This is a genomic window from Gramella sp. Hel_I_59 (assembly GCF_006714895.1).
Lineage (GTDB): Bacteria > Bacteroidota > Bacteroidia > Flavobacteriales > Flavobacteriaceae > Christiangramia.
Window position 1 is genome coordinate 863482 of the sequence record NZ_VFME01000001.1, and the last position, 23177, is coordinate 886658.

Genomic DNA, 23177 nt, shown 5'->3' on the forward strand with positions numbered 1-23177 from the left:
TCCACAATATTTGTTGATAACTTCGAGGCTTATCAAAGGTCTGCAACCTGTTAAAAGTATGCGAATTGTTATATTTGTTCGTTATCCAAAAGAGACAAAATTAATTAGCATAATATGAGCGAAGAAGCTAAGAAACATAATTATTCTGCCGACAGTATTCAGGCGTTGGAGGGGATGGAGCATGTTCGAATGCGGCCTTCCATGTATATTGGAGATACCGGGGTTCGAGGATTGCATCACCTGGTTTATGAAGTTGTTGATAACTCCATAGATGAGGCCCTTGCCGGACACTGTGATAATATAAAAGTTACTATCAACGAGGATAACTCGATCACTACTGAAGATAATGGTAGAGGTATTCCTATTGATCTACATAAAAAAGAAGGAGTTTCTGCACTACAGGTTGTAATGACCAAAATTGGTGCTGGTGGTAAATTCGATAAAGATTCCTACAAAGTCTCTGGTGGACTTCACGGAGTTGGAGTAAGTTGTGTGAATGCACTTTCTGAGCATCTTACGGCAACCGTTTATCGTGATGGCCAGATATGGCAGCAGGAATACGAACTTGGAAAGCCACTTTATCCTGTAAAGCCTACTGGGGAAACCGATTTGAGTGGAACGATAGTTACATTTAAGCCAGATCCAAGTATTTTTCAACAAACTCTGGAGTATAATTACGATACTTTGGCTAGTCGTATGCGTGAATTAGCATTTCTGAACAAAGGGATTAGAATTAGTCTTACAGATAAGAGGAATAAGGAGGATAATGGTGAGTATGTTCAGGATCATTTTCATTCTGAAGAAGGACTAAAGGAATTTATAAAGTTTCTAGACGGGAACCGTGAGCCAATCATCAGTCATGTAATTTCGATGGAAGGTGAAAAAAATGATATTCCTGTTGAGGTTGCCATGATCTACAATACCTCGTTCAGCGAAAATCTACATTCCTATGTAAATAATATTAATACTCATGAAGGGGGAACTCACCTTTCCGGGTTTAGACGTGGTTTAACAACTACACTTAAGAAGTATGCAGATGCTTCTGGTCTGTTGGATAAAATTAAATTTGAAATTACTGGAGATGATTTTCGTGAAGGACTTACCGCGATTATTTCTGTAAAAGTTGCTGAGCCTCAATTTGAAGGTCAGACTAAAACAAAATTAGGTAACCGTGAGGTTACTTCAGCAGTATCTCAGTCGGTTTCTGAAATGCTGGAAAACTACCTGGAAGAGAATCCGAATGATGCAAAAACCATTGTTCAGAAAGTAATCCTAGCTGCGCAGGCAAGAAATGCCGCGAAAAAAGCCCGTGAAATGGTTCAGCGTAAAACTGTCATGAGTGTTGGCGGTTTACCTGGGAAATTATCTGACTGTTCCGAGCAGGATCCGGCACAATGTGAAGTATTTCTGGTTGAGGGAGACTCGGCAGGTGGAACAGCCAAACAAGGTAGAGATCGTAAATTTCAGGCGATCCTTCCATTGCGAGGTAAAATTCTGAATGTTGAAAAAGCGATGTCTCATCGTGTTTTCGAGAACGAGGAAATCAAGAATATTTATACGGCACTTGGGGTGACAATAGGTACCGAAGAAGATAGTAAAGCTTTGAATCTTTCAAAATTGAGATATCACAAGGTAGTCATCATGTGTGATGCCGATGTAGATGGTAGCCACATTGAAACGCTAATTCTCACTTTCTTCTTTAGATACATGCGAGAATTGATCGAGAGTGGTCATATCTTTATCGCTACTCCGCCACTTTATCTTGTGAAAAAGGGACAGAAGAAACGTTATGCGTGGAGCGAGAAAGAACGTGATGAAATCGCAGAAAGTTATAGCGGAGGTGTTCAGATCCAAAGATATAAAGGTCTTGGAGAGATGAATGCTGAACAGCTATGGGATACCACGATGGATCCTGAATTCAGAAAGTTAAGACAGGTAAATATCGATAATGGAGGAGAAGCCGACAGGATTTTTTCAATGCTAATGGGGGACGAGGTTCCACCAAGACGTGAGTTTATCGAGAAGAATGCTAAATATGCGAATATCGATGCTTAATTTTCACTAACATATTATGATCTAAACCCACACTAAAACTAAGTGTGGGTTTTTTTCGTTTAATATTTACGGGACTGTTATATTTACAAACCTTAACACCTATAATTTAACCTAAATCAATTACCGTGAAAAATTTCAAAATCTTGACGCTAATCCTCGCTTTATTTGGCAGCGGAATGGCACATGCTCAATTGGTACCTGCAGAAGGTCAGGAGATCATTGATGACCTTCTATTTATTGCAGATGGATTCGCTACTCCTGCAGCAGAGAGTGCAGCTTACCAGGCAACAGCCAGCTGGTTTACTTCTGCGAAAGCATTGGAGCCGTGGAAAGTCGATGTTTCCTTGCATGCAAATGCTCTATTTGTTCCTTCAAGCAAGAAAGAATTTACTATAAATAATAATGATTTTTCGAATCTTACTATTTCTGGCGGTAGCAATGGTGCAGTTGTGCCAACTGCCTTTGGAAGTGATTCAGATGTAATGTTTAACGGAAACTTTCTTGGTCAGGAATTTGCGTTTCAGGCGATTGAAGGGATAGATACCGGAGCTTTAATGTATCCTTTCGCACAGGTTTCAGTTGGACTGCCTTTAGGTTTTCAATTAGGAGTTAGAGCTTTGCCAGCACTAGAAGTAAGTGGATCTGAGTTTAGCACCTATGGAGTGGGTTTGAAGCATAATTTGAGTCAGTATTTTGGTAGAAGAAGAACCAGAGATGACGATTTAGAAGTAGCAGCGATCATCGCCTACGATATATTTGATGTCAAATATGAGTTTGAGCAAATCTCCGTACCTAATTTACTTAACCTGAATTTGATCGATGTAAGTTCAGGTGTTTGGATGGCCGAGATTATGGCTTCAAAAAAATACGAAAATTTCGAAATATTTGGAGCTCTTGGTGTGGCCCAATCAGACTTTGAATATGAATTTGGGGGTAGTGGATTGGCGTTGGATCTTGTGAATAGTGAGATTTCAAGACTAAATGATTCACAAGCTCAATTCAAAGGAGATATAGGATTCAACTTATACTTCAATAGTTTCAAAGTTAGTACTATGGCTACTGCTGGTAAGTATGTAAATCTTAATGTTGGCTTGCACTTCATCCTTTAGACAATACTTGATTTAACCATTCCTTATTATTAAAACTGCTTCGTAATTCGTAATTTCGCAGTCATTATTAATAGAAATTAAATATAATTTTAACATGAAAGTTACCATAGTAGGAGCAGGTGCAGTTGGTGCCAGTTGTGCAGAATACGTAGCCATAAAAAATTTCGCTTCAGAAGTAGTATTACTTGATATCAAAGAAGGATACGCTGAAGGAAAAGCAATGGATCTAATGCAAACAGCGACACTAAACGGTTTCGATACCAAGATTAGTGGAAGTACAAATGATTATTCTAAGACAGCAAACAGTGATATTGCGGTAATTACCAGTGGTATTCCTCGTAAGCCAGGAATGACAAGAGAAGAATTGATTGGAATCAATGCAGGAATCGTAAAAGAAGTATCTGCGAATTTGATCAAACATTCTCCAGATGTAATCTTGATCGTGGTTAGTAATCCAATGGATACTATGACTTACCTGGTTCACAAAACTACGGGACTTCCTAAAAATAAAATTATTGGAATGGGCGGAGCGTTAGACAGCGCTCGTTTCAAATTCAGATTAAGTGAGGCTCTTGAATGCCCACCATCAGATGTTGATGGTATGGTAATTGGTGGACATAGTGATACTGGAATGGTACCGCTAACTCGTCTTGCTACAAGAAATTCTGTACCGGTATCAGCCTTTTTAGATACAGATCGTCTTGATCAGGTTTCAGAAGATACAAAGGTAGGTGGAGCGACTTTAACTAAGCTCCTAGGAACCAGCGCATGGTATGCACCTGGAGCAGCAGTTTCAGGTCTTGTTCAGGCGATTGCTTGCGACCAGAAAAAAATGTTCCCATGTTCAGCTTTATTGGAAGGTGAGTTTGGATTAAATGATCTTTGTATCGGAGTGCCTGTTATTTTAGGTAAAAACGGTATTGAAAAGATCTTTGAGATCGAGCTTAACGATGCTGAAAAAAATAAAATGAAAGAAAGTGCCGAAGGTGTGAAAAAGACCAACGGATTGCTAGACGTTTAAGCCTGTAATAAACTTTACCGACTATACTCTAAAGCCACATTCTATGTGGCTTTTTTGATGCTTTTAAAAGTTAAAATTATCCAAAAAAAAATATTGGGATTTGAATTATGAAGTCCTATATTTGTCCGTTTTTAAAATAGACCTAATAATCAATAATTTGAGGAATAATGCAGAATAAAGGACTGATTAAAGTTTTTGCAATTTTGTTTGGGCTGGTATGTCTATATCAGTTGTCATTTACTTTTTTGACAAACAACGTTGAGAGTGATGCTGAGGAATTTGCCATGCAGAAGGTTGGCGAGGATGTAGAAAACTACTCAGAACTTCGTGACCAGGCAGAAGCAAGGTATCTTGATTCTATTGGAGATAATGAAATTATCGCCGGGATCACTTACGACTCAGCAAAAGACAAAGAACTGAACAAAGGATTGGACCTTAAAGGTGGTATCAACGTAATTCTTCAAATTTCAGTTAGAGATATTTTAAGCGGGTTGGCGAATGATTCTCAGGATCCAGCTTTTAGAAAGGCAATTGCTGAAGCAGATAAAGCTCAAACCGACAGCCAGGAGAACTATGTAGATCTTTTCTTCGAGGCTTTCAATAACATACCTAATGCTAAGCTTGCATCTCCAGATGTATTTGCTAACAAAGCATTAAGCAGTGAGATCAACTTCAACATGAGCAATGAAGAAGTTGAGCCAATTATCAGACAGAAAATTGACGAATCTATTACTTCAGCTTTTGAAGTACTTAGAAAGCGTATCGATAAGTTTGGTGTAACACAGCCAAACATTCAGCGTTTAGGAAATTCAGGAAGAATTCTTGTTGAATTGCCAGGTGCTAAAGATATCAGCAGGGTAAAGAATTTACTTCAGTCTACTGCACAACTTGAATTCTGGCATACTTACAAAAGCAACGAGCTAGGTGGATTCCTGGTTCAGGCGAACAATCGTCTTGCTGAAATGAAAAAGTCTGAGGAGGTTACTTCCGAAGAAGAAATAGATTCAGCAGCAACTTCAGGTGACAATGAGATCGATGATCTACTTGCCGATGCTGAAGACAGTACTAGTGTTGAAACAGGAAACAATCCGTTGTTTGACCTAATGGCATCTCCAGGTTTTCAAGGGGGGCCAGTTCTCGCAAACTTCAATGTTCAGGATACTGCGCAGGTAATGGATTACCTTCAAATGCCTCAAGTAAGATCATTACTTCCTTCAGAAATGCGTTATGCTAAATTTGTATGGGGTGTTGCAGATGAAGATACAGAGACTGCTGCATTATATGCATTAAAAGGTAACCGTAACATGGAACCACCACTTAGTGGAGGTGTGATTACAGATGCACAACAAACTTATGATCAATTAGGTCGTATTGCAGTGAGCATGCAAATGGATGGGACCGGAGCAAAAATCTGGGAAACCATGACAGGAAAAGCTTCTGCAGAACAAAGCCAGATCGCGATCGTTCTTGATAACATCGTATATTCTGCACCAGGTGTTTCTACCGGAGCTATAGCTGGAGGTAGAAGTGAGATCACTGGTGATTTTACAATTACTGAAGGGCAGGATTTAGCGAACGTACTTAGAGCAGGTAAACTTCCAGCTTCAGCAGATATTATTCAAAGTGAAGTAGTAGGACCATCTCTTGGTCAGGAAGCTATCGATAGTGGTATCATGTCATTTGGTATCGCACTTATTCTGGTATTATTATGGATGATCCTTTACTACGGTAAAGCGGGAGTTTATGCGGATATCGCTTTGATCGTGAACATTTTATTCATCTTTGGTATACTTGCAGGTCTTGGAGCGGTATTAACGCTTCCTGGAATCGCCGGTATCGTATTGACCATTGGTATGTCTGTAGATGCGAACGTACTTATCTTCGAGCGTATCAAGGAAGAACTTGCCAAAGGTAAGGCTCAGAAAGAAGCAATTGCAGATGGATTTAAGAATGCATTGTCTTCCATTTTGGATGCCAATATAACTACAGGTCTTACAGGTCTTATCCTATTCTTATTAGGTACTGGTCCTATTAAAGGTTTTGCAACTACCTTATTAATTGGTATTGCTACTTCTTTATTTACAGCAATCTTTATAACCAGATTATTTATCGATGGATATGGAACAAGAGGGAAGTCTCTGGATTTCTCAACTTCTATAACTAAGAATCTGTTCACGAACATGAATATCGACTTTCTTAAGAAGAGGAAGATCGCTTATATCGTTTCAGGATTATTTATAATTGTAAGTATAGGTTCTTTATTTACACAAGGACTTAACGAAGGAGTAGATTTTGTTGGAGGTAGAACATACACAGTAAGGTTTGCAGATGATGTAAGTCCTACTGCTGTAGAGAAAGATCTTGCTGAAGTGTTTGGAAGTGCAGAAGCTAAAACTTTTGGACCTAATAATCAGTTAAAGATCACCACCAAGTATAAGGTTGATCAGGAAGGTGCAGAAGTTGACGAGGAGATTCAGAGATCATTATTCGACGGATTGCAATCACACCTTCCAGCTGACATTTCTTACGAAGAGTTTGTTGATGGAGCTGATGATAAGCAAGTAGGGGTAATGAAATCTATGAAAGTAGGGGCTACCATTGCCGATGATATCAAGAATGCTTCATTCTGGGCAGTATTAGGATCCTTAATCGTAGTATTCCTTTACATCCTATTGCGTTTTAGAAAATGGCAATTCAGTTTAGGAGCTGTGGCTGCGGTATTCCACGATGTGTTGGTAGTATTGGGTATCTTCTCATTACTATACAAAGTAATGCCATTTAACATGGAGATCGATCAGGCATTTATAGCAGCGATCTTGACGGTTATTGGTTACTCTCTGAATGATACGGTAGTAGTATTCGATAGAATTCGTGAATTTGTAAACGAGCATTCTACATGGCCATTAGGAAAAACGGTGAATGCAGCACTTAACAGCACGTTGAGTAGAACTTTAAACACCTCGCTTACTACCTTGGTAGTACTTCTTGCGATCTTCATTTTTGGAGGGGAAAGCATTAGAGGGTTTATGTTCGCATTGATCATAGGTGTGATTGTAGGTACCTATTCTTCACTATTTATCGCTACTCCGGTAATGTTCGATAGTGTAAAGAAGAAAGCCTCATTAGAATCTAAGAAAGAACCGGTTACTGAAGAAGCTACTACAGTTTAAAACTAACCGAATATATATTGAAAAAGGCTTCCAATCTGGAAGCCTTTTTTTATGCTGAATTTTTTATGCTGAATTTTTTATGCTGAATTTTTTATGCTGAATTTTTTATGCTGAATTTTTTATGCTGAATTTTTTATGCTGAATTTTTTATGCTGAATTTTTTATGCTGAATTTTTTTAGTCTAGAATCACTTCGCGAAGGCGAACTTCAACCTTTCTTCTGAAGCAATAGGTAGAATTGAGATTTTGAAAATGACATAAGTTCGCTGATATTTCTGAATATCATTCTAAATCAGATTATAAACCTCAATTCCGAACTAAGCGGACAATTCTTCACAAGAAGCTATTGCTGGAAATAAATTGTTGCAGATATCACTTATTAAGTTTGTGGAAGAACCCTATCTGTTACTTTGTATTAATTCGCAAGGTTAGCTTTAGCTTAGTTGCTTTCTTTTAAGGCTGACTGCTACCGTCTCTTAAAGCTTGTAGTTGGCTTTGGTTATGAGCAAAAAACTTCTTCAGGAAAAATCAATTATAAAATTTGTTGCAATAGTGATAATACCCACAATGATTGCTAGTCTTTTATATTTGAAGTGGTTAAGAATCAGTATCAATAACAAACCTGAAATATTGGTCAGTACATTTTTGAGAATAGGAGCGCTAACTTCTGCCTCTAGGGCTTTATCGATTAAAGGGTTGTTAAGGTCTAAATTGTTTCTTAGAACTTCGGCAATTGATACTATGATTAGAACAATAATTGAACTGATTACAATCAGAAAGATCCTTTTGTTTGCTTTTCTGTCATCCTCTTCTGAATTCGTGTTTGAAGACGCATCCATTCTATAGAAATTCTTTCGTTATGCGTTATTGCTCAGAAGCAATGAATAAAATTTAGAAATCACTAGTCTCTAACTACACTAAACGTACTTCGTGAAGTAACTCCCCACTCATCGGCAAGACCTGCATTGATTTCTAGCACAAATTGCGCTGGTCCATCTGAAGGTAGGTTGGTTTCATCACGCGGAGTCGCATTCTTTTGTATACTCACTAGCGTACTGTCAGTGCCATAATAGAGAATGTCTAGAGGTATATAGGTGTTTTTCATGTAAAAGTTCCTTACGCGAGCACTCTCATATACAAACAACATTCCCTGTTCTCTTTCAAGGCTTTCACGATACATCAGCCCCGTTTGTTTTTCATAATCAGATTCTGCAAGCTCTACGTCGATCCTTCGAAGCGTGTCACCATTCGAATGCATTAAGTACACTTCTGCTTCCTTATTAAATACTATAGGGTCGGTTTCAATAGCTTCCTCTTTTTCCGTAGAATTATCACAGGAAATAAAACCAAAATTAAGTGACATGACGAGCAATCCAGTACGAAAGAGGCCTGTTCTCATGATCTATTTTTTGACTGGACGATACATAAAGTAAAGCCCTGCGAGTACGAATGGAATACTTAACCACTGCCCGGTATTCAATAACCAGTTTGCGCGTTCACCTACTTGTGGTTCTTTAACAAACTCTACAAAAAATCTAACGGTCCATAGTAATACCAGGAAGAGTCCGAAAATGTAACCAAGCTTGAATCGCTTTTCAGTTTTCCAGTAAATGAACCAGAGAAGTAGAAATATAAGCAAGTAACAGCCAGATTCATAAAGTTGGGCAGGATGTCTCGCGAAATCTTCGCCTAATTTTTCAAATACAACTCCGTAATCTGTTCCGGTTGGTTTTCCGATAATTTCAGAATTGATAAAGTTTCCAATTCTAACAAAGATAGCTCCACTGGCCACCGGAATTACGATCCTGTCCAGGATCCATAAAACTGGTTTCTGAAGTACTCTTTTAGCATATAGATACATGGCCACTATGATTCCTATAGCAGCTCCATGACTCGCAAGTCCTCTAAATCCTGTAAACTGAAATTCTGGTTCAAATCTTACCGGCAAGAAAATTTCCAGCAGGTTATTTTGAAAATATTCCCAGTCGTAGAACAGGACATGTCCTAATCTGGCACCTATTAAAGTCGCTAATACTGTATAGATAAATAAAGAATCCAGTTTCTCTATGTCTATTCCTTCACGTACATAGATCTTTTTCATGATGTACCAGCCAAGCGTAAACGCGATGATAAACATTACACTATAATAGTGCAGATTGAAAAAGCCCAGATCCAGTCCTTCTGATGGATTCCAGTGTATAGCATTAAATAACATAGAGATTAATTTGAATAGCGGTAAATATACATATTTGAAGATTCTTAACCTTCTTTCGAGTCCGATTTTGGCGGTACGGGATCATAACCATGACCACCCCATGGATTGCAACTAAAAATTCTTTTAATAGCTAGCCAACCTCCATATACTGGTCCGTGAACTTCTATGGCTTTAACAGCATAGCTCGAACATGAAGGTGTGTATCTACAGGTAGCCGGAGTAAGTGGAGAAATGACAGCCTTGTAGAATCTGACCAGTGCAATCAAAAACGCAGACAAAGCTTTGCGAAACATTTTAATTTAAACTAAATGACGTTCCTTCTTTCCCGTCCTTCAGCTGAATACCCATCTCCATTAACTGATCCCGGATCTGGTCACTTAAGGCAAAATTCTTATTTGCACGTGCTTCTGCTCTAAGTTGGATCAGTAATTCGATTGTGCCACTCAATTTATCGCCATCTGTTTCAGCTTCAGAATTCATTTCGCTTAAGCCTAGAATATCAAACATAAAGGCCTTCATGGTGTCCTTCAATTCATCCCTACCTTCCGAAGTAATACTTATAGAACCTTCCTTGATATTATTGATGATCTTTACTACATCAAAGAGTTTAGCAATGACGATTGGACTATTGAAGTCATCATTCATGGCATCATAGCAAGATTGTTTCCACGATGAAAGATCGAAATCAGTTTTATCTGAAGTTTGAATCTCATCAAGACTATTATATGTATCCATCAACCTGTTGAAACCTTTTTCACTACCCATAAGTGCATCACTACTAAAATCGAGGATGCTGCGATAATGAGCCTGAAGAATAAAAAATCGAACCACGTTAGGGCTGAATGCTTTTTTAAGCACATCGTTATTTCCACTAAAAATTTGCTCTGGTAGAATAAAATTACCGGTGCTTTTTGCCATTTTCTTCCCGTTTAGGGTCAGCATGTTGGCATGTAGCCAGTAATTTACAGGAGACTTTCCGCTGGCAGCTTCTCCCTGTGCGATCTCACATTCATGATGTGGGAACTTCAAGTCCATTCCGCCACCATGAATATCAAATTCCTCTCCAAGGTACTTGGTGCTCATGACTGTGCATTCGAGATGCCACCCAGGAAAGCCATCACTCCATGGTGAAGGCCAACGCATGATATGTTGCGGTTCGGCTTTTTTCCATAAAGCAAAATCCTGAGGACTGCGTTTGTCACTTTGAGCGGCAAGTTCACGTGTGTTTGCGATCATATCTTCGATTGCTCTACCACTTAATTTCCCATATTGATGATCTTCGTTGAATTTGATAACATCGAAATAAACCGATCCATTTGCTTCGTAAGCATAACCCTTTTCAAGTATAGTTTTGATGATCTCTATCTGCTCCACGATATGACCCGTTGCAGTAGGTTCAATACTAGGAGGTAGGTTATTGAATTTCTGAAGAATATTATGGAAATCGACCGTATACTTTTGAACCACTTCCATAGGTTCAATTTGTTCCAGTCTGGCTTTCTTCGCGATGCGGTCCTCTCCGGTGCTATCCGCTTCATTTTCTAAATGCCCGGCATCGGTAATGTTTCTTACATATCTAACTTTATAGCCAAGATGCTTCAAATACCTGAAAACAAGATCAAATGAGATAAAAGTTCTGCAGTTTCCTAAATGTACGTTGCTGTAAACGGTAGGTCCGCAAACATACATTCCAACATTACCTTCGTTTATTGGCGTGAAAATCTCTTTTTCACCGCTCATAGAGTTATAAAACTTAAGGCCTTGTTCCTTGTATAGCGCCATGAAGAAAAATTTTAATTCTTAGAAAGAAGTATCTAATTTAATGTAGTCAAGAAATTCTCTGCGAACTTCTTTTTCTTTGAAAGCTCCGCCAAACTCACTGGTTACGGTGCTACTTTCGATATCACGAATTCCACGGCTATTCACGCATAAATGTTTTGCATCAATGACACACGCAACATCTGGTGTTCCAAGGGCATTCTGCAATTCCTGAACGATCTGCATGGTCATTCTTTCCTGAACCTGTGGTCTTTTTGCGTAATAATCTACGATTCTATTCATCTTGGATAGACCTATTACCGTGCCGTTAGATATATAGGCAACATGTGCTTTTCCTACGATAGGCAGAAGGTGATGTTCGCAAGTAGAATAAACAGTGATATTTTTCTCCACAAGCATTTCTCCATACTTGTATTTATTCTCAAAAACTGAAGCTTTGGGTTTGCGCTTTGGATGTAGCCCTGAAAATATCTCGTTAACGAACATTTTTGCAACCCGCTGAGGAGTCCCTTTAATGCTGTCGTCTTCAAGATCCAGGCCAAGAGTGTCAAGAATATTTCTTACATCCTTTTTAATAAGTTCGATCTTTTCGTCGTCACTCAATTCAAAGGCGTCATCTCTAAGAGGGTTTACAGCGCTACTGCCAGCGTGTGCATCACCCATTTCATCTATATCGTTCAAAATTTTATCTACTTTCATGCGTTTTGCAATAATAGTCGGTCAAAACTGTTTTGGCTTGCAAAGATACATAATTTATAAGGTTTACAGAATCTGTAAAATCAAATGAAGGTGGGAGATTGTTTGCCCATATTTTCATATTTTGCACTAGTTTGGTTGAGGCAGCCCGAAGGTATGAACATCAGATTTCAGTTATTTACATTTCTTCTTATCATTGCGGGTTTTTCGGCCTTTGCTCAGGGGTCAATTTGTTCGAATATTGAGCCTTTCTGCGCAGGAGACCAACGACTAACTTTCCCTAATTCAAATTCTACAAATAGCAGCCAGATTTCAGGTGAATTTGGTCCCGACTATGGTTGTCTGGAAGAACAGCCATATCCTGCATGGTTTTTCCTTCAGGTAGAGGATAATGGAAATTTAAGATTCAGAATAAGTCAGAATAGTAGAGAGGATGGAAGAGGTGTACCTCTGGACGTGGATTTCGTGGTTTGGGGACCATTTCAAAGAGGAGAAGATTACTGTAGTGCAGCAAACCTTAGTGAAATGAACCAGGTGGATTGTAGTTATTTGCCAGATTCAATAGAAACCATGACCATCCCCAATGCCAGGGAGAATGAGATCTATGTCGTGGTGATCACTAATTTTGAACAGGTGCCGGGTTTTATAAGTCTGGAGCAGACAAATTCTGGAGAAGGTTCAACAGATTGTTCTATTCTTGAATTTGATCTTGGTGAAGATATTGCGGTTTGCGGCGAAGATGAATATCTGCTCGATGGATCTTCAGATGAGGACGCAGAATACCAGTGGTTCAAGTACGATGAAGCATCGATTGATTATGTTGAACTTACTAATGAAACCGGACCAACCTTATTAGTTACCGAAGAAGGAGATTATAAGCTGATTGTAACTGATGTTCTGGAAGATAAAACTGAAGAAGATGAGATCAATATTTCCTTTTATGACATTCCTGAAATTTTTACTGCGGAAGATCTTGCTAAATGTGATTCGGGTGATACTGTAGATCTGACATTAAGAAACTCACAATTACTTGGAGTTGATGCTGAAGTTTCCGATTTTACAGTAAATTTCTACGAAAGCTCTCAGGCCGCAGAAGAAAATGATGCAATTGTAAGTCCTCAGAATTTTCCATTCGTGCAAGGGAAACAAATATTTGCCAGAGTAATTCAGAATGTGTCTGGATGTTTATCTGAAATCCAATCGTTTAACCTGACTATTTTTGATTTCCCTCAATATTCTTTAGCTGAAGAAACTGTCTTATGTGTCAATCTCGGTGGGGCTGCCATCGGTAGGTCAATCCTGGGAGAAGATCTTGGTGAAGGTTATAATTATGAATGGATTCTGGATGGGAATATTGTTAGTACAGAAGCTCGCTATACTTTAGAAGAGCTACCTGGTAATGGTATATTGGAGCAGAATATTATTCATGATGAGTCTGGTTGTTTTCAGTCATATTCTACAGCCATTCAGCCAGTTTCACGACCTGAAACTCTTGAAGTGAACATCTCAGGATCAGATTTTGGAGATGGTTATGTGATCAACCTTGAAGCAATCGGAGGTATCGGGCAGGAATTTGCCTCATACGAATACCGTTTAGATGGAGGAAACTGGAGAAGTTCGCCAAGATTTAAAGACGTGAGACCTGGAAATCATATAGCAGTTGTTCGAGAATCAAATGGCTGCGGAGAAACCAACAGCGCTTCATTTTTTCTGGTTGGATATCCGCGTTTTTTTACTCCAAATGGGGATGGATTCAATGATATCTGGCAATTAATAACAGATGAAAATATAGAAATTCACGAAGTGATGATCTTTGATCGTTACGGGAAGACTATAATGGAACTCAAGTCTGGGGAAGAGTTTTCCTGGGATGGGTCAACTAACGGTAAACCGCTACCCGAAACCGACTACTGGTTCAAAGTAATTTTCAGTACTAGTAACAAAGACCGGGAAGAGTTCATGGCTAATTTCAGTCTTATTAGATAAAAAAAAGAGCTGGTCTTAAGACCAGCTCTTTTTTTGCATTAAATATTTTAATGATGTTATAATCCTATAGTTAGAGTTGCCACAAATTGAGATAAATCTCTGTTTAAACTAACAGGATTAAGAACTCCAGAATTGAGTGGGCGAATCTGCTCTTCGTAATTTGAAGTCTCATAAGCTATATCCAGGTTCACAGATCCAAAGTTATAACCTAAACCAGCGCTGTAACCATTGAGATCACTACGAATTTCTTCATTTTCAAACGGACTGGCTTCATAGCGATATCCAGCTCTAAAACTTAATGCCTTCAGCCTGTATTCTCCACCAACTTTGAAAGCAGGTGCCATCTTCATTGTTTCAGATATAGCATCGTTCAAACTCTGGAAAAAAAGATCGTTCTTTGGTTTAAACTGAACGTTGCCATAATCGGTTAGGCTCAAATCTCCACTTATTAATCCATTTTTTCCGAATAGAAAGGCGACGCTACCAGTATGAGTAGAAGGAGTTTGAAAATTATATTCAGGATACACATTGATAATATTTGGAGAAACACTAACGAATTCACCTGTACTGCTGTAGGTTTCCAAATATTGCGAAGTCTCCTCGAACATGTTGAACCATGTAGGTGATTGGTAGGTGTAACCAAGTCTTACATAATCACCAGCTTTTGCAATAGCACCTAATTGAAAACTAAAACCATCTCCATTGGTACGTAAGTTGTTTCCGAAATCAATTCTGGAAGTGACATTAGGATCATTTGAAGTATTGGAATGCAGTTCAGAGATCTCTGTAAACTTATCGTAGTTTATAAAATGACTATTTAAATTAAGTCCAAGATACAGCCAATCTTCGTACTGTGTTGCGATATTAAAACTCAGTTTCCCATTAAGTCCGGTTGTATTGTAGCGATACTGCTGATCAAACGTTCCGTCTTCAACAAGAGAAAAATACTCAGTATTATTGGGGTCGTCTTGGTTGGCTTCTATCACATAACCCTGATAACCTAAAAAGGCCTGTTGTTCATCAAAACCAAAGTTTTCTCCAAGGAAAGAATACAGATCGGCTATATTCTCATCATCTCTAAGCTGAAGCTGGTCCAATGGAATTCCGTTGGCTTTCTGCAGAAAGTAGGCGTCTACAGATTGACGGGATATTCCGCCGGTTACAAAGTTATTATCAAAATTGGAAGTTGTATTAAAATTGAGACCAAGGCTAAATTTACTTAGCTTTTTATCTGAGCTTCCCTGGAATACAAAAACTCCACCAACATTTCCCAGATCGATCTCGTCACTCTTAGAATATGAGGTGCTACCATGATACCGGAGATTATCATCTGTATTTCTTGACTTCAAACTGATAGTTGCAATACTATTCAAGAAAACTGCAGATGAGGCAGGATTGCTGGAGATTGCTGAAATGTCTCCACCCAAAGCTCCAAACGCACCACTCATACCTATATATCTGGCAGTTCCGTTAAGTTCTGATCTTGAGTAGCGATAAGCATCATCAATACTCTGTGACCATAGATCTCCTGCAAAAACTAACAGGCATATTAGGAATATCTTATTCATATTGTATAAAATAAAGGATGAAAAAAGCCTTGCTGAATTAATCAACAAGGCTTTAAGATTTTGCAATTTTATTGTCCGCCTCTACCACCGCGGGAGGTTCTGCTAGAACCACTGGATGAACTACGGCTGGTGCTTCCAGAACTTCTGGATGAGCTACTAGAACTACGAACACTTCTGCTGTTAGAAGAACTTCTTCTTGATGGTGAAGTAGTCTGAGTAGATCTACTACTGCTAGATCTCGTAGATCTATAAACCGGACTCGAAGTTCTGGTATTCGAGGTGTCGTAGTATCCACTTCTCTCCGTTCTTCTACTAGTACGTGAATACACATTATTACGATCGTATCCATCACTTGTTCCTCTTGCTCGAGATCGGGATCTAGCTGCATCAGCCTGAGCATTTCTAATACTTCTTATACTTTCTGAGTAACCGCTCCTTCTATTATCATTCGATGATCTATATTCATTAGTATTTCTTCTACCCCGATTATAGGCAACATTATTACGATTTCTACCTATATAAGGATATCCATAACCGTATCTATTATAAAAGCCATTGTTAAACCAAGGATTTCCAAATCCAAAGTTATATCCATAAACTCCTGCTCCAAATGGAACATTATAGAATTCGGGGTGAAAAGGGTATGGATTAAAGATCATGTGGTTGAAAAATCTTGGTCCCCAATAAGGATTGTAAAAATTCCCGCCATATCTGAAACCAAAACCAAATCCATAGCCCCAACCAAGTGGTCTTCCAAATCCAAAACCAAGACCCCTATTTATAATATTGACAGTATAAGTATCCGGATCATTACCCCATGGTGAATTCCCTCCAACATATGCTACATCTCCACCAACTTCAGAATAATTATCATAACCATCATTCGATGAATAACTATCAACATCTGTAAAAACATCACTCTCAAGTAATTCACCAACCATTTCAGATTGCTGGGCAAACATGTTTTTATAATAATTGTTCTCATTATTCGGTTTTACCTGGGTTTGCTCGTTTTCTGCCTGTTCCCATATTCCTGGTCTGGATTCACCATAAATTCCATCAGTTTCATATCCAGAATACTGGTAAGATGAACATGCTCCAAGACTTAAAATTATAGCAGGAAGAAACAGCATTTTTAGCCGGTTTCGTAGGAGGTAGTAAGTTTTCATCGGTTATTCTTTTTATTGTTGGGCATTCTAAAAATGGTTAGTTTTGCCCGAACGGTTAGTACTTGACTAACCTTAAAAACACAAGTTTTGTGCCAAATTACGAACTATGGGTAAGAAGTTAACAAGTAGGAGCGAAGATTATTCAAAATGGTATAACGAATTGGTGGTCAGGGCAGATCTGGCTGAGAATTCGGCAGTTAGAGGCTGTATGGTTATCAAGCCTTATGGATATGCGATCTGGGAAAAAATGCAGGCTGAATTGGATAGAATGTTTAAAGAAACAGGACATCAGAACGCTTATTTTCCACTTTTTGTACCCAAAAGTCTGTTTGAAGCAGAAGAAAAGAATGCCGAAGGCTTTGCTAAAGAATGTGCTGTCGTTACTCATTATAGATTAATGAACGATGAGGATAATCCTGGTAAGCTAAAAGTAGATCCCAATGCAAAACTTGAAGAAGAGCTCGTTGTTAGGCCAACTTCAGAAGCGATCATTTGGAATACTTACAAAAACTGGATCCAGTCCTATAGAGATTTACCTATTAAAATCAACCAATGGGCCAACGTGGTTCGATGGGAGATGAGAACACGTTTGTTTCTAAGAACTGCTGAATTCCTCTGGCAGGAAGGTCATACCGCGCACGCAACTAAGGCTGAAGCGCTTGAAGAGACTGAATTGATGAATAATATATATGCTGAATTTGCTGAAAACTTTATGGCAATTCCAGTGATAAAAGGTGCAAAAACTGAAAACGAACGTTTTGCAGGGGCATTAGAGACTTACTGTATAGAAGCTCTTATGCAGGATGGGAAAGCTTTGCAAGCCGGGACCTCTCACTTTTTAGGACAAAATTTTGCGAAAGCATTTGATGTGAAATACGCCACTAAGGAAGGTGGACTGGAGCATGTCTGGGCAACTAGCTGGGGCGTATCTACAAGGTTAATGGGTGCGTTGATCATGACCCATAGTGATGATCACGGTCTGGTTTTACCTCCAAAGCTGGCTCCAACGCAAGTTGTAATCGTTCCTATATATAAGGGAGAGCAGCAATTAGCTCAAATTTCAGAAGTTGCAGATGAGTTGGTTAAGGATCTGAGAACAGCAGGAGTATCGGTTAAGTTCGATAATAATGATAACCAGAAACCAGGTTGGAAATTCGCTCAGTATGAATTACAGGGAGTTCCATTAAGAATTGCAATTGGTCCTAAAGATCTGGAGAAAGGTACGGTTGAACTTGCCAGAAGAGATACGTTGTCAAAAGAATTCGTGAACAGAGATGAAATAGTAGGTAAGATTCCTGCATTACTGAATGAAATTCAAGAAACTTTATATACCAACGCTAAGAACTTTCGGGATACTCACATTACAGAAGTAGAGACTTTTGATGAATTTAAAAAGCAATTAAAAGACAAGGGTGGTTTTATCTCAGCTCACTGGGATGGTAGCCCGGAAACTGAAAATAAGATCAAAGAGCTTACGAAAGCTACTATTAGATGTATTCCTTTTGATAGGAAAGAGGAAGCTGGCAAATGTGTATTAACCGGTAATCCATCGGAAGGAAGAGTGCTTTTTGCAAAAGCCTATTAAAAAATTTAAAAATTTTTGTAGAACATTTGCGGCATTCCAAAAAAGTTGTATTTTTGCATCCGCATTTGAAACAAAATGGTCCGTTCGTCTAGGGGTTAGGACGCCAGGTTTTCATCCTGGTAACAGGGGTTCGATTCCCCTACGGACTACTAAAGAAACATCGCAGTGATGTTTTAATAATAGCAACTTGAATGTTGCGCTTTGAAATAGATAATGGTCCGTTCGTCTAGGGGTTAGGACGCCAGGTTTTCATCCTGGTAACAGGGGTTCGATTCCCCTACGGACTACTTTTAAAACTTATTTAAATAATAATTGTAATGGCAAATCATAAGTCAGCGTTGAAGAGGATTCGTAGCAATGAGACTAAGCGTCTTAGAAATCGCTACCAGCATAAAACTACAAGAAACGCGATCAAGAAATTGCGTGAGGCCGATAAGAAAGAGGCTGAGGCTATGTTGCCTTCTGTAATTTCTATGATAGATAAATTGGCTAAGAAAAATATCATTCATGATAATAAGGCTGCTAACCTAAAGTCTAATATGGCTAAGCACGTTGCAGCACTATAATTTTAGCAGTGTTCAATTCATAAAAAAATGCTTTTCGATTTTCGGAAAGCATTTTTTTGTGCATTATTGTTAAGTTCTCTAAAAAACGGAAACTCCGGTAAGGGTAGTAAGTCTTTCCAACGCCTTCATTCCTAATTCTGAATTTCCTTTCTCATTTAATATAGGGCTCCAAACAGCTACAGAGTAATTCTCTGGATGTATAGCTACAATGCCACCGCCCACGCCACTTTTTCCAGGTAATCCTACCTGAAAACTAAATTCACCCGCTTCATCATAAAAGCCACAGGTTTGCATTAAGGCATTAATACGCTTTACGGTTTTCGGTTTCAGAATTTTCTTATCGGTTTCCAGGATGCGCCCTCTGTTGGCAAAAAGCATAAAAGCTTTTGAAAGTTGCTCACAGGTCATAGCAAGTGAACATTGATGAAAATAAAAGTCTACAATAGGTTGTACATCACACTTAATATTTCCAAGAGCCTTTATATAATTTACTAAAGCAACATTCCTGTACCCAGTTGCCTGTTCTGATGCAGCTACGGTTTCATCGTAATGAATATCATCATCACCAGTAATTTCACGTACGAAATCAAGTAATTCCTGCTTCGGATCTTTTAATTGGTCAACAAGAATGTCTGAAATTACCAGTGCGCCAGCATTAATAAATGGATTCCTGGGGATTCCACTTTCGTATTCAAGCTGAGTAAGACTATTAAATGGATCACCTGACGGTTCTACATCAACACGATCCCATAGATCTTCTCCCATCAATCGCATGCCCATCGCCAAAGTGAAGACCTTGGAAATACTCTGAATTGAAAATTTCTCTTTACTGTCACCAAAATTGAAGTGCTGATTATCTCCGCAATAAACGTGCATTCCGAATTTGCGTCGATCTACTTTGGCAAGTTCAGGAATGTAGGATGCGACTTTCCCTGAAACATCCCGGTAGCTCATTTCATCATATATCGTGTCTAAAATTTTCTGGTATTCCATATTAATTAAGGTCGCTAAGATCTGATTCTGTTTCTATTTCGAAAGGTACCTTATCCTTGCTGAAGATTCTGGCTGTAAGATCCCCTTTTAACGTAACTTTATTATCACTTAACTCCAGCCAGCTTCCCTCTCGAAGTCCCACTACAGGCGGTGAATTAAGATTATGAAATTCTTTAATTCGTGTTTCGCGGGTTTCTCCTTTATGCTTTGTGTTTAGATCTGGATCAAGATAATGCGGATTAATATTAAAAGGAACTAATCCTAAAGTTTGAAAGGAAGGGGGGTAAACAATGGGCATGTCATTGGTAGTTTGCATACTTAAGCCACCAATATTGGTTCCAGCGCTTGTTCCCATGTAAGGAGTTCCGCTCTTTATTTTTTGCTTCAACACAGCCATCACCCGATTTCTGTATAATTCTGAAACCAGTAAAAACGTATTTCCGCCTCCTGTGAAAACACCTTCAGCATTCTCGATGGCTTTTTCAGGATCTTCAAATTCATGAATACCCTTTATCTTAATATCAGCTTTTGCGAATGCTTCCTTTGCTCGTGAGGTGTACTCATCTAAAGATATTCCTCCGGGTCTGGCGTAAGGAATAAAGATGACTTCCGCTACATCCTTATAAAGTTTGGGTAAATGAGGAATCAAGTATTCAAGATAGTCCTGAGAATGTAGAGTAGAGGTGCTGGCTAATATTGCGTTCATATACCTTTTTAAGGTAAAAATAAAGAATCGAATACGTTAACAAAAGTTTACAGAGTTAATAAAGGCTAATTTTAGTTTTGGAACGTTATGATTAAACCGAAACCAACTAACCAACTTGGAAATTACTTTTTGTAGTAGAATGAAATACCTGCTATTGCTCGGCTTTCTGGGCTTTAGCCTGAATTGCTTTGCGCAGGAACCTGAAATCCTCAGCGGTAGAATTCTAGCCGGAACCCAACCACTGTCGGGAGTTCATGTGATTAATATGAATTCCAGGACCGGTACCACTTCAGATGATTCGGGAATTTTCAAAGTTTCTGTACGCCAAAGCGATATTCTTTTATTTACTTCTGTGCAGTTCGAAAAAATAGAAATAGAGATTTCCGAAGAACATTTAAGAACTGGAACTATCGAAGTGATCGTCACTGATGCTAACAGACTGGAAGAAGTTGAGGTTGGAAAGAAGCCACTTAGCGGTTATCTTAATAATGATCTTAATCAAATAGAATATTTCGATAGAGATCAATATCATATTCCGCATCCAGAGAGAAAACTTACTCCTAACGAATTAAGGCTCTATACCGCTAGCGAAGGCATTACAAGCCGGTGGTCATACATTGGGATTCTTCTGGGCGGTGTTTCCCTCGATGTTTTGATCAACGATATTAACGGGAAGACGAAATACCTCCGGGAAATGATAGAACTGGATGAACTGCAAGTGAAAGTACAGGCGGCTATCGATCTCTTCGGAAGGGAGTTTTTCAACGAACACCTAGATTTACAGGGTGACGAGATTATCAACTTTATCTATTATTCTTTTGAAGATGAAAATTTCAGTTTGATTTATGAGCAGGGAAAAGACCTTGAAATGATCGAATATTTTCAAAATAATATTGTTGAATTCCGAAGAATGAGAACTCAGGATGAATAGATGTAAAAGAAAAATTACGATGTATGCACTGCTGGTTTTTCTTGTAGGTTTCGCTTCCGTAGTAAAAGCCCAGGAAAGGAAAGTTGTTTCAGGTAAAATTGTTAGTGATAGCTTAATGGATAAAAGCGGAGTTCACGTTATTAATATGACTGCGGAAAAAGGTACAGTGACCAATGAAAAGGGCGAGTTTGATATGATGCTGAAGTTAGGCGATAGTATTTATTTTTCATCGGTGCAGTTTGAAAATGAGTTTAAAGTGATTGGAGAACAGCAGCTGGAGAATGGCTGGACCAAACTTTTATATCCTAAAATGAATGAACTTTCTGAAGTTCAGCTCGATAATATTAAACTTTCGGGAGTGCTTGATCAGGATATCACCAGGATGCCTAAAAGTATTTACGAAAAACTTGGTATTCCATTTCCCAAACCCAGGCGAACGAGTCTTGAGCTCGCTATGCAGGCGAATACGAATGATCCAGTTTCACAGGTAATCAACATGCTTAATGGAACTACCAAGCAACTAAAAAAGGCTGAAGAGAATACCGAATTGACCAAACTGGTCAACCGTGCAAGAAGTCGCATGCAGGAAGCCTATTTCGTAAACGGTTTGGGATTACCTGAAAATGAGGTCGTCAATTTCCTTTATTACTGCGTCGATTTCCCCACCTTTGAAGCCCTGCTTGACGAAACAAAAATATTCGCACTCATGGAATTTTTTGAAGAGAAACTTCCCGAGTTTAAATCAATAAGGCAGCTTGAATAATACTATTCTTATAATTTGAACGTTGAAGTAGGACACGAGAAAACATATGTTATATAAATACCTGGGCGCCGTTTTAATTATTTTCTTATTCTCTGTGAATCTGAAAGCACAGGAAACAGGCTTGCTTAAAGGGCAAATTATTTCTGAAAATAAGGATGTTCAGAATGTTCATATCGTAAACCTTACAAAGGAAACTGGAACTACCAGTGATGGAAACGGAGAATTTTTTATTGGTGCTGAAATTAATGATAGTCTCTTTATTTCTTCGGTTCAGTTTCAGAATAGGACAGTAGTGGTTCGGCAGAATATGATCGAAAGCGGACAAATTGAGATCGAGCTATACGAAGCCATGAACGAACTTTCCGAAGTTTTTATCGATGATATTGAGTTAAGCGGTTACCTCGCAAATGATCTTAATTTAATTTCCATTAAGGAAGTGGAGACCAAAAACCGTTTACAGCAGAATCTTGATGACTTCATCCGGAAAGACAGGGAACTAAATCCCTATTACCAGCCTAGCATGACCGAAGGTATTCGCATTGATAAAATTGCGATGGCTATTGCAGAGAAATTATCGAAAAACAAAGAGATTCCGATAGTTTATAGTCCGAAGGAACTGGCTAATCTTAGTCTGAAAATAGTAGGAGAAGAGTTCTTTAGCAAGGATCTGGATCTTGATGCGAATGAAATTTGTAACTTCCTACTATACTGCGATAGAGATCAGAATTTCGAGAAGCTGGTTCTTAATAATAATGCATTGGTTTTAATTGAATATTTTGAAACCAGGATCGAATCCTTCAGAAATCTTAGAGCTGAAAATCTCAACGCAGGAAGGCAGCTTCCTGGCTAAATCCTCTAATTAAACC

At 38.7% G+C, this 23177-nt stretch carries 20 protein-coding genes and 2 tRNA genes; 12 read left to right on the forward strand and 10 right to left on the reverse strand.

The annotated features are described in order from the left end of the window. Positions 1-114: 114 nt before the first annotated feature. The 4 genes from gyrB to secDF all read left to right on the forward strand — a co-directional run bounded on the left by gyrB (position 115) and on the right by secDF (position 7355). Positions 115-2055 (forward strand): DNA topoisomerase (ATP-hydrolyzing) subunit B, encoded by a 1941-nt coding sequence (gene gyrB / locus JM79_RS03930; RefSeq protein WP_141876901.1) that lies wholly within the window; start codon positions 115-117, stop codon positions 2053-2055. Between the two features lie 125 nt (positions 2056-2180). Then, complete coding sequence (locus tag JM79_RS03935; RefSeq protein WP_141876902.1) at positions 2181-3164, forward strand: DUF6588 family protein; 984 nt, start codon at positions 2181-2183, stop codon at positions 3162-3164. Between the two features lie 94 nt (positions 3165-3258). Further along, entirely contained in the window at positions 3259-4185 is a 927-nt protein-coding gene (gene mdh, locus JM79_RS03940; RefSeq protein WP_141876903.1) for a malate dehydrogenase, read from the forward strand. Positions 4186-4352: 167 nt separating this feature from the next. Then, a complete protein-coding gene (gene secDF / locus JM79_RS03945) occupies positions 4353-7355 on the forward strand; it encodes a protein translocase subunit SecDF (RefSeq protein WP_141876904.1) in 3003 nt (1000 codons plus the stop codon). A gap of 517 nt (positions 7356-7872) precedes the next feature. Here the strand turns inward: secDF and JM79_RS03950 are convergent. From JM79_RS03950 to folE, 6 genes are all read right to left on the reverse strand, one after another. Continuing rightward, on the reverse strand, positions 7873-8193 hold the full coding sequence (locus JM79_RS03950; protein WP_141876905.1) for a hypothetical protein: 321 nt from the start codon (positions 8191-8193) through the stop codon (positions 7873-7875). Between the two features lie 62 nt (positions 8194-8255). Continuing rightward, positions 8256-8753, reverse strand: coding sequence for a DUF192 domain-containing protein (locus JM79_RS03955; protein ID WP_141876906.1), 498 nt, complete (start codon positions 8751-8753; stop codon positions 8256-8258). 3 nt (positions 8754-8756) lie between these two features. Continuing rightward, entirely contained in the window at positions 8757-9569 is an 813-nt protein-coding gene (gene lgt / locus JM79_RS03960) for a prolipoprotein diacylglyceryl transferase (protein WP_185739460.1), read from the reverse strand. A gap of 44 nt (positions 9570-9613) precedes the next feature. Beyond that, a complete protein-coding gene (yidD, locus tag JM79_RS03965) occupies positions 9614-9862 on the reverse strand; it encodes a membrane protein insertion efficiency factor YidD (RefSeq protein WP_141876908.1) in 249 nt (82 codons plus the stop codon). 1 nt (position 9863) lies between these two features. Continuing rightward, positions 9864-11351 (reverse strand): cysteine--tRNA ligase, encoded by a 1488-nt coding sequence (gene cysS, locus JM79_RS03970; protein WP_141876909.1) that lies wholly within the window; start codon positions 11349-11351, stop codon positions 9864-9866. A gap of 18 nt (positions 11352-11369) precedes the next feature. Then, on the reverse strand, positions 11370-12047 hold the full coding sequence (folE, locus tag JM79_RS03975; protein ID WP_141876910.1) for a GTP cyclohydrolase I FolE: 678 nt from the start codon (positions 12045-12047) through the stop codon (positions 11370-11372). 153 nt (positions 12048-12200) lie between these two features. Here folE and JM79_RS03980 point away from each other — a divergent pair, with 153 nt between their 5' ends. Then, a complete protein-coding gene (locus JM79_RS03980) occupies positions 12201-14030 on the forward strand; it encodes a T9SS type B sorting domain-containing protein (protein WP_185739461.1) in 1830 nt (609 codons plus the stop codon). 56 nt (positions 14031-14086) lie between these two features. Here the strand turns inward: JM79_RS03980 and JM79_RS03985 are convergent, their stop codons facing one another. Together JM79_RS03985 and JM79_RS03990 are read right to left on the reverse strand one after the other, a co-directional pair. Then, on the reverse strand, positions 14087-15598 hold the full coding sequence (locus JM79_RS03985; RefSeq protein WP_141876912.1) for an outer membrane protein transport protein: 1512 nt from the start codon (positions 15596-15598) through the stop codon (positions 14087-14089). Positions 15599-15666: 68 nt separating this feature from the next. Then, complete coding sequence (locus JM79_RS03990; protein WP_141876913.1) at positions 15667-16731, reverse strand: hypothetical protein; 1065 nt, start codon at positions 16729-16731, stop codon at positions 15667-15669. A gap of 142 nt (positions 16732-16873) precedes the next feature. Here JM79_RS03990 and proS point away from each other — a divergent pair, with 142 nt between their 5' ends. The 4 genes from proS to rpsT all read left to right on the forward strand — a co-directional run bounded on the left by proS (position 16874) and on the right by rpsT (position 18918). Beyond that, a complete protein-coding gene (gene proS / locus JM79_RS03995) occupies positions 16874-18352 on the forward strand; it encodes a proline--tRNA ligase (RefSeq protein ID WP_141876914.1) in 1479 nt (492 codons plus the stop codon). A gap of 77 nt (positions 18353-18429) precedes the next feature. Continuing rightward, positions 18430-18501, forward strand: a tRNA-Glu gene (locus JM79_RS04000). Between the two features lie 66 nt (positions 18502-18567). Beyond that, positions 18568-18639: transfer RNA gene (locus tag JM79_RS04005), tRNA-Glu, on the forward strand. A gap of 30 nt (positions 18640-18669) precedes the next feature. Beyond that, positions 18670-18918 (forward strand): 30S ribosomal protein S20, encoded by a 249-nt coding sequence (gene rpsT / locus JM79_RS04010; RefSeq protein WP_026915233.1) that lies wholly within the window; start codon positions 18670-18672, stop codon positions 18916-18918. 78 nt (positions 18919-18996) lie between these two features. Here rpsT and JM79_RS04015 read toward each other — a convergent pair whose 3' ends face one another. Then, a complete protein-coding gene (locus JM79_RS04015) occupies positions 18997-19911 on the reverse strand; it encodes a glutaminase (RefSeq protein WP_141876915.1) in 915 nt (304 codons plus the stop codon). 1 nt (position 19912) lies between these two features. After that, positions 19913-20617, reverse strand: a complete 705-nt coding sequence (gene pepE / locus JM79_RS04020) for a dipeptidase PepE (protein ID WP_141876916.1) — start codon at positions 20615-20617, stop codon at positions 19913-19915. A gap of 139 nt (positions 20618-20756) precedes the next feature. Between pepE and JM79_RS04025 the strand changes: the two genes are divergently transcribed. Genes JM79_RS04025 through JM79_RS04035 form a run of 3 tightly spaced genes read left to right on the forward strand, consistent with a single transcriptional unit; the run spans position 20757 to position 23161 of the window. Further along, complete coding sequence (locus JM79_RS04025) at positions 20757-21548, forward strand: hypothetical protein (protein ID WP_221625443.1); 792 nt, start codon at positions 20757-20759, stop codon at positions 21546-21548. Continuing rightward, on the forward strand, positions 21541-22311 hold the full coding sequence (locus tag JM79_RS04030; protein ID WP_141876918.1) for a hypothetical protein: 771 nt from the start codon (positions 21541-21543) through the stop codon (positions 22309-22311). Before JM79_RS04025 ends, JM79_RS04030 begins: the two co-directional genes overlap by 8 nt. Positions 22312-22357: 46 nt before the next feature. Continuing rightward, complete coding sequence (locus JM79_RS04035) at positions 22358-23161, forward strand: carboxypeptidase-like regulatory domain-containing protein (RefSeq protein WP_141876919.1); 804 nt, start codon at positions 22358-22360, stop codon at positions 23159-23161. Positions 23162-23177 lie beyond the last annotated feature (16 nt).

Coding starts and splice junctions, on each gene's coding strand:
- JM79_RS03985 (WP_141876912.1), bottom strand. CDS start 15,598: ATGAATAAGATATTCCTAATATGCCTGTTAGTTTTTGCAGGAGATCTA.
- JM79_RS03990 (WP_141876913.1), bottom strand. CDS start 16,731: ATGCTGTTTCTTCCTGCTATAATTTTAAGTCTTGGAGCATGTTCATCT.
- JM79_RS04035 (WP_141876919.1), top strand. CDS start 22,358: ATGTTATATAAATACCTGGGCGCCGTTTTAATTATTTTCTTATTCTCT.
- JM79_RS04030 (WP_141876918.1), top strand. CDS start 21,541: ATGAATAGATGTAAAAGAAAAATTACGATGTATGCACTGCTGGTTTTT.
- folE (WP_141876910.1), bottom strand. CDS start 12,047: ATGAAAGTAGATAAAATTTTGAACGATATAGATGAAATGGGTGATGCA.
- cysS (WP_141876909.1), bottom strand. CDS start 11,351: ATGGCGCTATACAAGGAACAAGGCCTTAAGTTTTATAACTCTATGAGC.
- proS (WP_141876914.1), top strand. CDS start 16,874: ATGGGTAAGAAGTTAACAAGTAGGAGCGAAGATTATTCAAAATGGTAT.
- JM79_RS03950 (WP_141876905.1), bottom strand. CDS start 8,193: ATGGATGCGTCTTCAAACACGAATTCAGAAGAGGATGACAGAAAAGCA.
- rpsT (WP_026915233.1), top strand. CDS start 18,670: ATGGCAAATCATAAGTCAGCGTTGAAGAGGATTCGTAGCAATGAGACT.
- pepE (WP_141876916.1), bottom strand. CDS start 20,617: ATGAACGCAATATTAGCCAGCACCTCTACTCTACATTCTCAGGACTAT.
- yidD (WP_141876908.1), bottom strand. CDS start 9,862: ATGTTTCGCAAAGCTTTGTCTGCGTTTTTGATTGCACTGGTCAGATTC.
- gyrB (WP_141876901.1), top strand. CDS start 115: ATGAGCGAAGAAGCTAAGAAACATAATTATTCTGCCGACAGTATTCAG.
- JM79_RS03955 (WP_141876906.1), bottom strand. CDS start 8,753: ATGAGAACAGGCCTCTTTCGTACTGGATTGCTCGTCATGTCACTTAAT.
- secDF (WP_141876904.1), top strand. CDS start 4,353: ATGCAGAATAAAGGACTGATTAAAGTTTTTGCAATTTTGTTTGGGCTG.
- JM79_RS04025 (WP_221625443.1), top strand. CDS start 20,757: ATGAAATACCTGCTATTGCTCGGCTTTCTGGGCTTTAGCCTGAATTGC.
- mdh (WP_141876903.1), top strand. CDS start 3,259: ATGAAAGTTACCATAGTAGGAGCAGGTGCAGTTGGTGCCAGTTGTGCA.
- JM79_RS03980 (WP_185739461.1), top strand. CDS start 12,201: ATGAACATCAGATTTCAGTTATTTACATTTCTTCTTATCATTGCGGGT.
- lgt (WP_185739460.1), bottom strand. CDS start 9,569: ATGTTATTTAATGCTATACACTGGAATCCATCAGAAGGACTGGATCTG.
- JM79_RS04015 (WP_141876915.1), bottom strand. CDS start 19,911: ATGGAATACCAGAAAATTTTAGACACGATATATGATGAAATGAGCTAC.